We start from the raw sequence: 13,581 nt of genomic DNA on the forward strand, positions 1-13,581 counted from the left end.
TGACTAGGCTCTTCGACCGTGCCTGCGAAGAACGACAGCCCCGGGGCGGGCGACACGCCCACCAAGTCCGAGCAGACCCGCGCGCTGATCCTGGAGACGGCCATGCGGCTGTTCCAGGAGCGCGGCTACGACAAGACGACCATGCGGGCCATCGCCAAGGAGGCCGGGGTCTCCGTCGGCAACGCGTACTACTACTTCGCCGGCAAGGAACACCTGATCCAGGGCTTCTACGACCGGATCGCCGCCGAGCACCAGGCGGCGGTCCGCGAAGTCCTGGACCGGGAGACGGAGCTGGAGGCGCGGCTGGCGGGCGTGCTCAAGGCGTGGCTGGACGTGGCCACGCCGTACCACGAGTTCGCGGTGCAGTTCTTCAAGAACGCCGCCGACCCGGACAGTCCGCTCAGCCCGTTCTCCCCCGAGTCGGAGCACGCGCGCGTGGAGGCCATCAGCGTCCACCGGCAGGTGCTCGCCGGGGCGACGAAGACCAAGGTGCCCGACGAACTGCGGGACATCCTGCCCGAGTTGATGTGGCTGTCCCAGATGGGCCTCTGCCTGTACTGGATCTTCGACCGCACCGAGGGCCGGGAACGCAGCTACCGGCTCGCCGAGCGCGGCGCCCGGCTCACCGCGCGAGGCGTTTCGCTGGCCCGCTTCCGGGTGCTGCGGCCGCTGGTGCGGGAGGTGCACGAGCTGTTCACGGACTTCCTGCCGGGGATGACGCGGATGCTGCCCGCCCCAGGCGGCAAGTCCGCGGAATGACCCGGCCGAGGTCCTGAAGGACCCGGTGGACGCCCTAGGGGGTGTCTCGTCGATCAGGCCGGATCAGGGAGCGGCGTCTGGTGCCGTGCATCGCAAGGCGGAGGAGGGAGTCGATGCGGCGCATCGGGGACCGACGACAACGCGGCGAGGCGCGGTGCCAGGCGCCGCGAGCCCGGCGTGATCGACGAGACGCCCCCTAGGGGGCGTGGACGAGCGCCCAGACCGTCTTCCCGTGGCTCCCCCGGCTCCACACGCCCCACGCGGCGGCGACGTGCTCCACCAGGTGCAGGCCCCGGCCGCTCTCCTCCCATGGGTCCGGGGTGCGCATCCGGGGGACGGCCCGGTCCTCGTCGGAGACCTCGACGAGACAGGAGCCGTCGGCCAGCGCGGTCACCGCCACCTCGAACTCGCCCTCCGCGCGGGCGCCGTGCCGTACGACGTTGGTGGCCAGCTCGGACACCAGCAGCACGGCGTCCGCGAGCGCCGGATCGTCCGGGCCGTGCCCCCAGTCGCCCAGATGGTCGCGCACCCGGCGCCGGGCGAGCCCCACGGACGCCGGGTGCCTGGGCAGCCGAAAGGAGTAGCGCCTCACCACGTTCGCTCCTCACCCCCCACACACCTCTGACACATGGTGCGATGCGGAGCGGCCGCGTGGTGTCCGTTGTGCGGATGCGGTGTTCTCACGACCGCGCGGGACCGCGAGAACCGGCCAGGGCGAGAACCGGCCAGGGCGGGAACGGCCCGCGCCCCGGCCGGCCGGTCACGCCTGGCGTGACGCCAGTTCCACCACGGTGATGTCCGACGGCGCCCCGACCCGGGTCGGCGGCCCCCACGCGCCCGCGCCCCGGCTGACGTACAGCTGGGTGTCGCCGTACCGCTCCAGGCCCGCCACCGTGGGGTTCGCGGCGGCCGCGAGGAGGCTGCCGGGCCAGAGCTGGCCGCCGTGGGTGTGGCCGGAGAGCTGGAGGTCGACACCGTGCTCGACCGCGTCGTGGATCTGCACCGGCTGGTGGGCGAGCAGCACGCACGCCCGCGCGGTGTCCCGGTCGCCGAGCGCCTTGGCGAAGTCGGGGCCCTGCCCCTCGCTCTCGCCCGCCACGTCGTTGACGCCCGCGAGGTCGAAGTAGGGCAGTTCCGTGCGGTCGTTCTCCAGCGGGCGCAGGCCGAGCCGCCGTACCTCGTCGACCCACTGCTCGGCGCCGGAGAAGTACTCGTGGTTGCCGGTGACGAAGTAGGCCCCGTGACGGGCCTTCAGCCGGGCGAGGGGTGCCGCGGCCGGGCCGAGGTCCTTCACGCTGCCGTCGACGAGGTCGCCGACGACCGCGATGAGGTCGGGCTGGGTCGCGTTGATGGTGTCGACGACCTTCTGCGCGAAGCCCCGGCCGAGCACCGGGCCCAGGTGGACGTCGCTGACCACCGCGATCCGGAAACCGTGCGCCCCGCGCGGGAGCTTGGCCAGCGGGACGGTGACCCGCTTCACGCGCGGGCCGCGCAGCACGCCGTACGAGCCGTAGCCGACCGTCCCCAGGGCCGCCGTGGCGGCGGCGCCCGCGACCACGCGGGAGACGAAGAGACGGCGGGAGGGACCGGCCGGCGGCTGCTCGGGGCCGTCCTGCCGGGGCGGCTCGGAGCCGTCGGACGGCGACCGCGCGGGGTCCGTGTCCGGCGTCCCGGCGGCCTCCTTGGGCGGCGCGCCCGCCGGTATCGGCTCCGGCTGCCGCACGTCCGTGGCGACGGGCTCCGGGGCGCGGTCCCGGCGCTCCAGGTAACGGCGCAGCAGCGGTCGTACGGCCTCGCCCACCAGCAGGGCGAGCAGCAGGTAGATCGACAGCGCCAGCCACAGGAAGCCCGGCCAGGCCAGGGTGCGCTGGAGCCAGAACGGGGCGCCCGCGCGTTCGGCGACCAGCGCGCAGATCGCGAGCACCCAGCCGCCCGCGATCAGCACCGCGCCCGCGCGGCGGGCCGGTCCCGGGGCGCGCGTGGTGTCCCGGAACAGGCGGCGCCACAGGTACCAGTTGGCCGCCACGAGGACGCTCACCGTGACGAGCAGGAAGACGATCACCATGCCGTTGCTCTCTCCTGAGGCGGGGTGGGTTGCGGTCCGGCGGCCGCTATGACGTTCGGCGCAGTGCGCGCAGTCCGCGCAACCCGATGACCCCGATGACCGTCCCCAATACGAAGGAGACGACCGCGAGCAGCAGGTGCACCCAGAAGTACGCCGTCGGGTGACCGTCGTCGAAGGCCAGCCCGCTGCCGTCCTTGATCAGGTTTTTGACGAAAGTGACCCAGATGACCCAGCTCCACACCCCGAAGGCGAGCAGGAACCAGGAGATCGGGCGGCTGAGTTTCATGCGTTCAGTATCGCCGTCGGCTGTCCGGTTCCTTGTCCGGGGTGGAGAGGGGGGCGGGACTTCCGCGAACCCGCCCTGTACTTTCTCGCTCGTGCCCGCACCCAAGAAGATCGCCGGTCGATCCCTGCTGGTCGCTTCGGCGACCGTGTTGTCCCTTTCGCTGACCGCTCCGGCAGCGCTCGCCGCGCCCAAGCCCACCCCGTCGGCGAGTGGGAGCGCCAGTCCGTCGGCCACTCCCCCGGCGAAGATGTCGACCGTCGGCGGGGAACGGCTGGGGCTGCCGGGGACCCAGGTCGATCTGGCGCCGGGCGTGCCGGTGCTGCCGAAGGACGTCACCGCGCGGTCGTGGATCGTCGCCGACGCCGAGTCCGGCGAGGTGCTGGCCGCGCACAACGCGCACTGGCGGCTCGCCCCGGCCAGCACGCTGAAGATGCTGTTCGCCGACACCGTGCTGCCCAAGTTCCCGCGCAACGAGAAGCACAAGGTCGCCCTCTCCGACCTGGAAGGCGTCGGCGCCGGTTCCAGCATGGTCGGGATAAAGGAGGAGGAGACGTACACCGTCCACGACCTGTGGCTCGGTGTCTTCCTGCGCTCCGGCAACGACGCGGTGCACGTGCTGTCCGCGATGAACGGCGGCGTCAAGAAGACCGTCGCGGAGATGAACGCACACGCCGAGGAACTCCAGGCCCTCGACACGAACGTGGTCAGCCCCGACGGCTACGACGCCCCCGAGCAGGTCTCCTCCGCGTACGACCTGACCCTGATCGCCCGCTCCGGGCTCCAGAAGAAGGACTTCCGCGAGTACTGCTCCACGGTGACCGCGAAGTTCCCCGGCGAGACCAAGAAGAACAAGAAGGGCAAGACGGTCCGCGAGTCCTTCGAGATCCAGAACACCAACCGGCTGCTCACCGGCGACTACGACATCTCCCAGTACCAGGGCATCGCGGGCGTCAAGAACGGCAACACCACCAACGCCGGCGCCACTTTCACCGGCGTCGCCGAACGCGGCGGCAAGGTGCTGCTCGTCACCGTCATGAACCCGCAGAAGGGCGACCACAACGAGGTCTACAAGGAGACCGCGCGGCTCTTCGACTGGGGCTTCAAGGCGTCCGGGAAGGTTGATCCGGTGGGCGAGCTGGTGCCACCCAAGGGCGCGGCCCGGCCCGGCGCCGAGCCGGGGGCCACGGCCGCCGCGCCGGGCGCGGGCGAGGCCGGGGGCGCCGCGGCCGGCGGGACCTCGGACAAGCCGGTGGCGAGCGCCACCGCGGAGAACGGTTCGAGCGGCATCGCGACCGCCCTGGCGATCGCGGGCGGGCTGCTGTTGCTGCTCGGCGGCGCCGCGTTCCTGGTCAACCGTCGCTGGCCGTTGCCCGACCTGGTGCGTCGCCGGCGGTGACGCCCTCCGCCTCCTTGCTGGGCGTCGCCGTCCAGGCGGCGCTGTACAGCAGCAGCTTGGAGGTGAAGTTGATCCACAGCAGCAGGGCGACCGGCACGCCGAACGCGCCGTACATGCTCTTCGTGGCCACGTCCTGCAGGTAGCCGCTCAGCAGCAGCTTCAGCAGCTCGAACCCGATCGCGCCGATCAGCGCCCCGACCACCAGCCGGTGCCTGGTCGGCTCGACGCCGGGCAGCAGCGTCAGGGCGTACAGCAGCAGCAGGAAGTCGGCGAGGACGGCGACGGCGAACGCGGCGATCCGCAACAGCAGGCTGCCCCAGCCGTGTTCGACCAGCCCGAGCTGGCGGGAGATCCAGCCGACGGCCGCCGAGGCGACCGTGGAGGTGGCCAGGGTGACGAGGACCGCGCCGCCGAGGCCGATCAGGACACCGCCGTCCTTCGCCCTGATCAGGAACGGGTTCTCCGCCTCGTCGGGCAGCTCCCACACCGCGCGCAGACAGTCCCGCACCGCGCCGACCCAGCTGATGCCGGTGAACAGCAGCACGGCGCCCGCGATGATCCCGACGGTGCCGGCGTTGTCGACCAGGGCGCCGATGTTCAGCTGGTCCGAGATGCCGGGCACCTGCTCGGCGACCTTGTCCTCCAGCTCCTTCTGCTGGTCGGCGCTGAGCATGGCGGCGCCGACCGCGGCGGCCACGGTCAGCAGCGGGAACAGCGCGATGAAACTGGTGAAGGTCATCGCCGCGGCCAGTCTCGTCCACTTCACGCGGTCCAGGCGTTCGTACGAACGCCACGCGTGCGTGGTCATCAGACGGGCGGCCCACGGGCCGATGACCGGGAGGTTTTTCAGCCAGTCCATGATCCGACCTTGCCCTCGCCCTCGCTGTGAAAGACCCATGTCCGGGTTCCCCAGAAGCGCAGGATCGTGGCCAGTGCCATGCCGATTCCCGCCCCGGAGACCGTGTCCGCGCGTTGCGAGGTGAAGCCGAGGCCGTAGTGGCTGACGGTGAGACAGAGCAACTGCACCAGGGCGCCTGCGAGGTTCACGGCGAGGAACACGGCGTACCGCCGCCAGGGCGAGCCCGGCGCGGCTCCCCGGTAGGTGCCGAGCGCGTTGCCCGCGTAGGCGACCGTGCAACCCGCCACGAAGGACAGCGCCTTGGCGGTGAGCGGGTCCAGGCCCGCGGGGCCGCGCAGCCAGGTGAAGAGGGCCAGGTCCGCGGCGTAGGCGAGGAGGCCCACGGCGGCGAAGGAGAGGACTTCCCGGCGGTGCGGGCGTGGCCGGGGATCCGCGCGGGCGGGTGCGTGGGTCACCGGCCGGCTCACCAATCGGCCACCGCCAGGCCGTACATGGCCAGCCACACCAGACCGATCAGGGCGAGCGCGCGGTCGCGCAGGACCACGTCCTCGGGCTCGCCCGCGATGCCCCGGTCGGCGAAGACGGCGTACCGCAGGATCGCCAGGATGAACGCGACCATCGACAGCTGCCGCCAGGGCAGCAGCCCGGTGTGCGGGTCGCCGCCCTCCTCCAGCGCCCACATGCAGTAGCCGAGCACGGCCACCCCGGCCGCCAACTGCCATACGAAACGCAGGTAGCCGACGGTGTACTCGGTGAGCAGCGGGCGTGTGGCGCCCGCCTTCCCGGCCATCTGCACGGCCTCGGAGTACCGCTTCGCCGCGACCATGAACAGCGCCCCGAACCCGGTCGTGATCAGGAACCAGCGCGACAGCGGGATGCCGAGCGCCAGCCCGCCGACCATCGCCCGCATCAGGAACCCGGTCGTGACCACGGCGAGGTCGACGACCAGGACGTGCTTGAGGCTGACGCAGTACGCCAGTTGCATGCCGACGTACGCCGTGAGCAGCGCGGCGACGACCGGTGACGTCAGGAACGCCGCCGCGGCCGGCGCGAGGGCGGCCAGCCCGCCGCCGACAGCGTACGCGACCGGCACCGGGACCTGCCCGGCGGCGACCGGGCGGTGCCGCTTGGCCGGGTGCGCGCGGTCGGCCTCCGCGTCCCGCGCGTCGTTGATCAGGTAGACGGCCGCGGCGCACGCGGTGAAGAGCGCGAAGACCAGGGGGAGCCGGACCAGGGCCTGCTGGGAGAAGAGTTGTCCGGCGGCTGCCGGGGCCGCCACGACGAGGACGTTCTTGACCCACTGCTTGGGCCGCGCGGTCTTGACGAGGCCCCCTAGGAGGCCGCCTGCGCGCGGCTGTTCGGCGTGTCGCGGGCGGGGCGGACGCGGCTCCCGGAGGGCGGGTTCGGGGGCCCGCGCGGTGTCGGCCTGGGGTGCGGAGCCCAGGGTCCGCGCGGTGACGTCGTGGGGTGCCGGGTCGGTGGTGCGCGTGCCGTTCGTCATGGGCGCGGCCTCAGTCATGCGCGCTCCCTGTCACGGCGCACCCGCTCGCGCCCAGGCCGTCGGGCACGCCCTGCCGCACCCAGCGCGCCCCCAGGTGCGCGGCGAGCGCTCCGAGTGCCGCGCCGGCCGCCACGTCGGAGGGGTAGTGGACGCCCACGACCAGGCGTGAGAGGCACATGGCGACGGCGAGGGGCGGGAACACCTGGGCGCCCAGCGTGCCGAGCGCGCCGTAGGCGACGGCCGCGGCTGCCGCGGAGGCGGCGTGGGAGCTCGGGAAGGAGTGCCGTCCGGCGGTGCGCACCAGGGGCTCGACATGCGCGGGGCGCGGACGGCGCACGATCCGTTTCACACCCATGCTGGCGAGGTGAGCGCCCGCGGTGAGCGCCGTTCCACGCAACCAGGCGCCACGCCGCGCGCCGTCCACGGCGGCTCCCGCGAGACCCGCCGCGAGCCACAGCGCCCCGTGCTCACCGGCCCACGACAGGGCGCGCGCGGCCGCGGCGACACGCGGGTCGGAGCCGTAGGCCCGGAGCGCCGAAAGGATTCGGTGGTCCATGTCGTCGAGGTCGTCCATGTGGACTCACTGTTCACGCCCCCGCCGCCGGAACTCCGGCAATATTGAGCGACATCCCATTAATCACCCATTTCGGGGAGAGGTGCAGGTTTCAAACCTAATAGCCCCCATAGGGGCGATACGGTCACCGACATGCCTGCCGAGACCGTTTCCGTCACGGGGTGGGGCCGCACCGCTCCCACCACCGCCCGTCTGATCCGCCCGCGGTCCTACGAGGAGGCCGTCGCCGCCGTCCGTGACTGCGGGGCCCGCGGCGGCATCCCCCGGGGCCTGGGACGGGCCTACGGGGACGCGGCGCAGAACGCCGGCGGGGCGGTGCTCGACATGACGGGCCTGGACCGCGTGCACGCCATCGACGCCGACGCCGGCACCGTGCTGTGCGACGCCGGCGTCTCTCTGCACCGGCTGATGCAGGTGCTGCTGCCGCTCGGCTGGTTCGTGCCGGTGACGCCCGGCACCCGCTATGTGACCGTCGGCGGGGCGATCGGCGCCGACATCCACGGCAAGAACCACCACGCCTCGGGGTCCTTCTCCCGCCATGTGCTCTCCCTGGAGCTGCTGACGGCCGACGGCGGCGTCCACGGCGTGAGCCGCGGCACCCCCCTGTTCGACGCGACCACGGGCGGCATGGGCCTGACCGGCGTCATCCTGACCGCGACGATCCAGCTCCAGCCGGTCGAGACCTCCCTGATGTCGGTCGACACCGAGCGCGCCGCGGACCTCGACGACCTGATGGCCCGGCTGACCGCCACCGACCACCACTACCGCTACTCGGTCGCCTGGATCGACCTGCTGGCCCGCGGCGCGGCGACCGGCCGCGCGGTGCTCACCCGCGGCGACCACGCGCCCCTGGAGGCGCTGCCGGAGGGCACGCGCGCGCGGCGCGACCCGCTCGCCTTCCGCCCCTCCCAGCTGCCGGCCGCCCCCGCCGTCCCCGAGGGCCTGCTCACCCGGCGGACGGTGGGCCTGTTCAACGAACTCTGGTTCCGCAGGGCCCCACGCGCGCGTGCCGGCGAACTGCAGAAGATCTCCACCTTCTTCCACCCGCTGGACGGCGTGCCGCACTGGAACCGGATCTACGGCCGCAGCGGCTTCGTGCAGTACCAGTTCGTCGTCGGACACGGCCAGGAGGAGGCCCTGCGCCGGATCGTGCACCGGATCTCCGAACGCCGCTGCCCGTCCTTCCTGGCCGTCCTGAAGCGCTTCGGGGAGGCCGACCCGGGCTGGCTCTCCTTCCCCGCCCCCGGCTGGACCCTGGCCCTGGACATCCCGGCCGCCCTGCCCGGCCTCGACGCCTTCCTCGACGAACTGGACGAGGAGGTGGCCGGCGCGGGCGGACGCGTCTACCTCGCCAAGGACGCCCGGCTGCGGCCCGACCTGCTCGCCGCGATGTACCCCCGTCTGGACGACTTCCGCGCCCTGCGCGCGGAACTCGACCCGCGCGGGGTGTTCGTTTCCGATCTCGCCCGTCGACTCACCCTCTAGGAGCCGCCGTGAAGGACGCCTTCGGCCTCCCCCAGTCCCTGCTCGTCCTCGGCGGCACGTCGGAGATCGCGCTCGCCACCGCCCGCCGCCTGATCGGCCGCCGCACCCGCACCGTGTGGCTGGCGGGCCGCCCCTCGCCCGGCCTGGAGGAGGCCGCCGAAGGCCTGCGCGCCCTCGGCGCCGACGTACGCACCGTCGCCTTCGACGCGCTCGACCCCGAGTCGCACGAGACGGTCCTCGGCAAGGTCTTCGCGGAGGGCGACATCGACATGGTGCTGCTCGCCTTCGGCGTGCTCGGCGACCAGGCACGCGACGAGCGGGAACCGGCGAGTGCGGTGCGCGTCGCGCAGACCAACTACACCGGCGCGGTCTCCGCGGGCCTGGTCACCGCGCGGGCGCTGCAGACCCAGGGCCACGGCTCGCTGGTCTTCCTCTCCTCCGTCGCCGGGGAACGCGCCCGCCGCTCGAACTTCATCTACGGCTCCAGCAAGGCCGGCCTGGACGCCTTCGCCCAGGGCCTGGGCGACGCGCTGCACGGCACCGGCGTCCACGTCATGGTCGTACGCCCCGGCTTCGTCCGCTCGCGGATGACGGCGGGCCTGGAGGAGCCGCCCCTCGCCACCACCCCGGACGCCGTCGCGACGGCCGTCGAGCTGGGGCTGCGCCGGCGTTCGGAGACGGTGTGGGTCCCGGGGGCGCTCCGTCTGACCATGTCGGCCCTGCGCCACACGCCCCGCGCGGTGTTCCGCCGGCTGCCGATCTAGGCTCTGTCGTTTGGATCAGCCCGGCTGTGAGGGACGGTGCGTCCCGGCCGAGTCGAGCGGGGTCTGGTGCGTGCAGCTGCAAGGCGGAGGAGGGAGTCGACGCGGCGCGTCGGCGACTGACGACAACGCGGCAGATGTGCGTGCCAGACCCCGCGACGCCGGGATGATCCAAACGACAGGGCCTACGTCCCCTGGAGGGCTACCAGCTGGGGATCGTGCCGCGTTCCGCGGGAGCCGCCTGCGGCGGTACCACCGGGCCGCCGCCGAAGACGAAATCGCGGAGCTTGCGCCAGATCCCGTCGACGCCCTGCTCGTACAGCGCGAAGCCGGTGCAGGACCACTCGGCCTCGTAGTCGGCGAGTTCCTCGTACGCGCGGTCCATCGCCTCCTCGGCGATGCCGTGCGCGATCGTCACGTGCGGGTGGTACGGGAACTGCAGTTCGCGTGCCACCGGACCGGACGGGTCACGGACCTGCTGCTGCAGCCAGGCACAGGATTCGGCGCCGTCGACGATCCGCACGAACACGACCGGTGACAGCGGCCGGAACGTGCCCGTCCCGGACAACCGCATCCGGAACGGGCGCCCGGCCGCGGCGACCGCCGTGAGGTGCGCCTCCACGGCCGGCAGCTCGCTGTCGTCGATCTCCGCCGGCGGCAGCAGGGTGACATGCGTGGGGATGCCGTGAGCCGCGGCGTCGCCGAAGCCCGCGCGCCGCTCCTGGAGCAGGCTGCCGTGCGGCTCCGGGACCGCGATCGACACACCGATCGTTACGGTCCCCACGTCGTCTCCTGTCGTCGTGTCGGTACGTACGCCTGTGCGGACGCGGGCGGCCGCGGTGCGGTCGCCCGGCTATCGACTGTACGGCCACGGCTGTGCCCTGGGCAGGCGCAGCCGTAGTGATGTGCAGCGCTGTGCGTGGTGCGGACCGGGCCGTGATCTTCGCGCACGACCCGCACGCGGCCCGGCACTCCACCGCGTACGCGGCGCACTACGGCCACGTACCCGGCTCGGTGCCCGGCTCAGTGCTTGGCCGGCAGGAAACCCACCCGGTCGTAGGCCTGCGCCAGCGTCTCGGCGGCGACGGCGCGGGCCTTCTCCGCGCCCTTGGCCAGGATCGAGTCCAGCGTCTCCGGGTCGTCCAGGTACTGCTGGGTGCGCTCCCGGAACGGCGTCACGAACTCGACCATGACCTCGGCGAGGTCGGTCTTCAGCGCACCGTAGCCCTTGCCGGCGTACTGCTGCTCCAGTTCCGCGATTCCCGTCCCGATGAGGGTCGAGTAGATGGTGAGCAGGTTGCTGACGCCCGGCTTGGCCTCCGCGTCGAAGCGGATCACGGTGTCCGTGTCGGTGACCGCGCTCTTGACCTTCTTGGCGGTGGCCTTCGGCTCGTCGAGCAGGTTGATGAGGCCCTTCGGCGTCGACGCCGACTTGCTCATCTTGATCGCCGGGTCCTGGAGGTCGTAGATCTTCGCCGTCTCCTTGAGGATGTACGGCTTCGGGACCGTGAACGTCTGGCCGAAGCGGCCGTTGAAGCGCTCGGCGAGGTCACGGGTCAGCTCGATGTGCTGGCGCTGGTCCTCACCGACCGGCACCTCGTTCGCCTGGTACAGCAGGATGTCGGCGACCTGGAGGACCGGGTACGTGAACAGGCCGACGGAGGCACGGTCGGCGCCCTGCTTGGCGGACTTGTCCTTGAACTGCGTCATCCGGGACGCCTCGCCGAAGCCGGTGAAGCAGTTCATGACCCAGCCGAGCTGCGCGTGCTCGGGCACATGGCTCTGGACGAAGAGAGTGCAGCGCTCCGGGTCGAGCCCGGCCGCGAGCAGCTGCGCGGCGGCGAGCCGGGTGTTGGCGCGCAGCTCCTTCGGGTCCTGCGGGACCGTGATCGCGTGCAGGTCGACGACCATGTAGAAGGCGTCGTGGGACTCCTGCAGGGCCACCCACTGACGGACGGCGCCGAGGTAGTTGCCGAGGTGGAACGAGCCTGCGGTGGGCTGGATTCCGGAGAGCACACGGGGTCGATCAGAGGCCATGCTCACCATTCTCTCAGAGCGCGGGGGTCGCTCCGGAACTGGCCGGGAACGGGTGGGACCCGATCGGTCGCCGTGGCTGCTGCCGGTCGTCGCCGGTGAGACGAGGAACACAGTGCGGACGGCGGCGGGCCGGCCGGATGCCGGACCGCCGCACGGGGGGCCACGTCAGGAGCTGATCGACGTGTGAGCCGGGTCAGCCGAGGTCGATCTCCGGGTACAGCGGGAAGCCGGCCACGAGGTCGGTGGCGCGGCGGGAGATCTCGTCCGCGATCTTCGGGTCGAGGACGTGGGCGGCCTTGGAGGGCGCGCCGGACTTGGTGGTACCGGCCTCGGTGGTGGTGAGGACGCGGTCGATGAGGCCGGCGACCTCGTCCATCTCGGCGGTGCCCAGGCCACGGGTGGTCAGGGCGGGGGTGCCGATGCGGATGCCGGAGGTGTACCAGGCGCCGTTCGGGTCGGCGGGGATGGCGTTGCGGTTGGTGACGATGCCGGACTCGAGGAGCGCCGCCTCGGCCTGGCGGCCGGTGAGGCCGTAGGAGGAGGCGACGTCGATCAGGTTGAGGTGGTTGTCGGTGCCGCCGGTGACCAGGGTGGCGCCGCGGCGCATCAGGCCCTCGGCGAGGGCGCGCGAGTTGTCGACGATGCGCTGGGCGTAGTCCTGGAAGGAGGGCTGACGGGCCTCGGCGAAGGCGACGGCCTTGGCGGCCATGACGTGCGGGAGCGGGCCGCCGAGGACCATCGGGCAGCCGCGGTCGACCTGGTCCTTGAGGGAGTCGTCGCACAGGACCATGCCGCCGCGCGGGCCGCGCAGCGACTTGTGGGTGGTGGTGGTGACGATCTGGGCGTGCGGGACCGGGTCGAAGTCGCCGGTGAGGACCTTGCCGGCGACGAGACCCGCGAAGTGGGCCATGTCGACCATCAGGGTCGCCCCGACCTCGTCGGCGATCTCGCGCATGATGCGGAAGTTCACCAGGCGGGGGTAGGCCGAGTAGCCGGCGACGATGATCAGCGGCTTGAAGTCGCGGGCGGTGGCGCGCAGGGCCTCGTAGTCGAGGAGGCCGGTGGCGGGGTCGGTGCCGTAGGAGCGCTGGTCGAACATCTTGCCGGAGATGTTCGGGCGGAAGCCGTGGGTGAGGTGGCCGCCGGCGTCCAGGGACATGCCGAGCATGCGCTGGTTGCCGAAGGCCTGGCGCAGTTCGGCCCAGTCGGCGTCGGAGAGGTCGTTGACCTGGCGGGCGCCCGCCTTCTCCAGGGCGGGGACCTCGACCCGCTGGGCGAGGACGGACCAGAAGGCGACGAGGTTGGCGTCGATGCCTGAGTGCGGCTGGACGTAGGCGTGGCGGGCACCGAAGAGTTCCTTCGCGTGCTCGGCGGCCAGGGACTCGACGGTGTCGACGTTGCGGCAGCCGGCGTAGAAGCGGCGGCCGATGGTGCCCTCGGCGTACTTGTCGCTGAACCAGTTGCCCATGGCCAGCAGGGTGGCCGGGGAGGCGTAGTTCTCGGAGGCGATCAGCTTGAGCATCTCGCGCTGGTCGGCGACCTCCTGGCCGATGGCGTCGGCCACGCGCGGCTCGACGGCGCGGATCACGTCGAGGGCGGCGCGGAAGGCGGTGGACTCGGTGGAGAGGGGCGCAGACGTGTCAGACATCAGGGACCTCCGGACGTGGCGTTCGGCGTACACGGTTCGGCCCAGGCGCACGGCACAGTTTCCCGTTCGGGCCGCTCCCCGATGGTCGGTCCCATCCCTAGCGCGCCAGTCACGGCCCGTGGTTCAGCCTACCGGGCGCGCCGAAGGGCGAAGTTCCCGCGTCCACCATGCGAGCGAGGATAGGAAGGAGGGCGCCCTGAGCTTCTGGTT

At 72.3% G+C, this 13,581-nt stretch carries 14 protein-coding genes and 1 riboswitch; of the genes, 4 read left to right on the plus strand and 10 right to left on the minus strand.

Annotation, left to right across the window (positions count from 1 at the left end; translation table 11 throughout):
- The first annotated feature begins 18 nt into the window (after positions 1-18).
- Positions 19-759: a TetR/AcrR family transcriptional regulator gene (locus AMK31_RS11840; protein WP_073940422.1), complete on the plus strand. Its 741-nt coding sequence runs from the start codon at positions 19-21 to the stop codon at positions 757-759.
- A gap of 196 nt (positions 760-955) precedes the next feature.
- On the opposite strand, the gene AMK31_RS11845 is transcribed toward AMK31_RS11840, so the two are convergent.
- The 3 genes from AMK31_RS11845 to AMK31_RS11855 form a co-directional block, all read right to left on the minus strand.
- On the minus strand, positions 956-1,354 hold the full coding sequence (locus tag AMK31_RS11845) for an ATP-binding protein (protein WP_073940423.1): 399 nt from the start codon (positions 1,352-1,354) through the stop codon (positions 956-958).
- A gap of 165 nt (positions 1,355-1,519) precedes the next feature.
- Positions 1,520-2,824, minus strand: a complete 1,305-nt coding sequence (locus AMK31_RS11850; RefSeq protein ID WP_073940424.1) for a metallophosphoesterase — start codon at positions 2,822-2,824, stop codon at positions 1,520-1,522.
- A 46-nt stretch (positions 2,825-2,870) separates the two neighbouring features.
- Positions 2,871-3,110: an SCO4848 family membrane protein gene (locus AMK31_RS11855; protein WP_073940762.1), complete on the minus strand. Its 240-nt coding sequence runs from the start codon at positions 3,108-3,110 to the stop codon at positions 2,871-2,873.
- A gap of 91 nt (positions 3,111-3,201) precedes the next feature.
- On the opposite strand from AMK31_RS11855, the gene AMK31_RS39780 reads away from it, so the two are divergent.
- Positions 3,202-4,506 carry a D-alanyl-D-alanine carboxypeptidase family protein gene (locus AMK31_RS39780; RefSeq protein WP_338013035.1) on the plus strand — a complete coding sequence of 435 codons (1,305 nt, stop codon included), beginning with the start codon at positions 3,202-3,204 and terminating at the stop codon, positions 4,504-4,506.
- Here the strand turns inward: AMK31_RS39780 and AMK31_RS39785 are convergent.
- From AMK31_RS39785 to AMK31_RS11880, 4 genes are read right to left on the minus strand one after another with little or no spacing between them, the layout of a single operon-like run.
- On the minus strand, positions 4,460-5,365 hold the full coding sequence (locus AMK31_RS39785; protein WP_073940426.1) for a YihY/virulence factor BrkB family protein: 906 nt from the start codon (positions 5,363-5,365) through the stop codon (positions 4,460-4,462). The two genes, AMK31_RS39780 and AMK31_RS39785, sit on opposite strands and share 47 nt — an antisense overlap.
- The gene (locus AMK31_RS11870) at positions 5,353-5,820 is read right to left on the minus strand and encodes a GtrA family protein (RefSeq protein ID WP_073940427.1); all 468 of its coding nucleotides are present in this window, start codon (positions 5,818-5,820) and stop codon (positions 5,353-5,355) included. The genes AMK31_RS39785 and AMK31_RS11870 overlap by 13 nt, the downstream gene beginning before the upstream one ends.
- Positions 5,821-5,828: 8 nt before the next feature.
- Positions 5,829-6,884, minus strand: coding sequence for a decaprenyl-phosphate phosphoribosyltransferase (locus AMK31_RS11875; RefSeq protein ID WP_241842623.1), 1,056 nt, complete (start codon positions 6,882-6,884; stop codon positions 5,829-5,831).
- Positions 6,877-7,440, minus strand: a complete 564-nt coding sequence (locus AMK31_RS11880) for a phosphatase PAP2 family protein (RefSeq protein ID WP_073940428.1) — start codon at positions 7,438-7,440, stop codon at positions 6,877-6,879. Before AMK31_RS11880 ends, AMK31_RS11875 begins: the two co-directional genes overlap by 8 nt.
- Before the next feature lie 132 nt (positions 7,441-7,572).
- Here AMK31_RS11880 and AMK31_RS11885 point away from each other — a divergent pair, with 132 nt between their 5' ends.
- Together AMK31_RS11885 and AMK31_RS11890 are read left to right on the plus strand one after the other, a co-directional pair.
- Entirely contained in the window at positions 7,573-8,925 is a 1,353-nt protein-coding gene (locus AMK31_RS11885; protein ID WP_073940429.1) for an FAD-binding protein, read from the plus strand.
- Between the two features lie 8 nt (positions 8,926-8,933).
- Entirely contained in the window at positions 8,934-9,689 is a 756-nt protein-coding gene (locus AMK31_RS11890; RefSeq protein WP_073940430.1) for a decaprenylphospho-beta-D-erythro-pentofuranosid-2-ulose 2-reductase, read from the plus strand.
- Between the two features lie 199 nt (positions 9,690-9,888).
- On the opposite strand, the gene AMK31_RS11900 is transcribed toward AMK31_RS11890, so the two are convergent.
- The 3 genes from AMK31_RS11900 to AMK31_RS11910 form a co-directional block, all read right to left on the minus strand.
- A complete protein-coding gene (locus AMK31_RS11900; RefSeq protein WP_073940431.1) occupies positions 9,889-10,470 on the minus strand; it encodes a 2'-5' RNA ligase family protein in 582 nt (193 codons plus the stop codon).
- Positions 10,471-10,709: 239 nt separating this feature from the next.
- Positions 10,710-11,723, minus strand: coding sequence for a tryptophan--tRNA ligase (trpS, locus tag AMK31_RS11905; protein ID WP_073940763.1), 1,014 nt, complete (start codon positions 11,721-11,723; stop codon positions 10,710-10,712).
- A 193-nt stretch (positions 11,724-11,916) separates the two neighbouring features.
- Complete coding sequence (locus tag AMK31_RS11910; RefSeq protein WP_073940764.1) at positions 11,917-13,371, minus strand: glycine hydroxymethyltransferase; 1,455 nt, start codon at positions 13,369-13,371, stop codon at positions 11,917-11,919.
- 32 nt (positions 13,372-13,403) lie between these two features.
- Positions 13,404-13,494, minus strand: a riboswitch (ZMP/ZTP riboswitch).
- Positions 13,495-13,581: the final 87 nt, after the last annotated feature.

The sequence above is a fragment of the Streptomyces sp. TSRI0107 genome, assembly GCF_001905845.1.
Classification (GTDB): domain Bacteria; phylum Actinomycetota; class Actinomycetes; order Streptomycetales; family Streptomycetaceae; genus Streptomyces.

Coding starts and splice junctions, on each gene's coding strand:
- AMK31_RS39785 (WP_073940426.1), bottom strand. CDS start 5,365: ATGGACTGGCTGAAAAACCTCCCGGTCATCGGCCCGTGGGCCGCCCGT.
- AMK31_RS11910 (WP_073940764.1), bottom strand. CDS start 13,371: ATGTCTGACACGTCTGCGCCCCTCTCCACCGAGTCCACCGCCTTCCGC.
- AMK31_RS11885 (WP_073940429.1), top strand. CDS start 7,573: ATGCCTGCCGAGACCGTTTCCGTCACGGGGTGGGGCCGCACCGCTCCC.
- trpS (WP_073940763.1), bottom strand. CDS start 11,723: ATGGCCTCTGATCGACCCCGTGTGCTCTCCGGAATCCAGCCCACCGCA.
- AMK31_RS11855 (WP_073940762.1), bottom strand. CDS start 3,110: ATGAAACTCAGCCGCCCGATCTCCTGGTTCCTGCTCGCCTTCGGGGTG.
- AMK31_RS11875 (WP_241842623.1), bottom strand. CDS start 6,884: ATGACTGAGGCCGCGCCCATGACGAACGGCACGCGCACCACCGACCCG.
- AMK31_RS11850 (WP_073940424.1), bottom strand. CDS start 2,824: ATGGTGATCGTCTTCCTGCTCGTCACGGTGAGCGTCCTCGTGGCGGCC.
- AMK31_RS11880 (WP_073940428.1), bottom strand. CDS start 7,440: ATGGACGACCTCGACGACATGGACCACCGAATCCTTTCGGCGCTCCGG.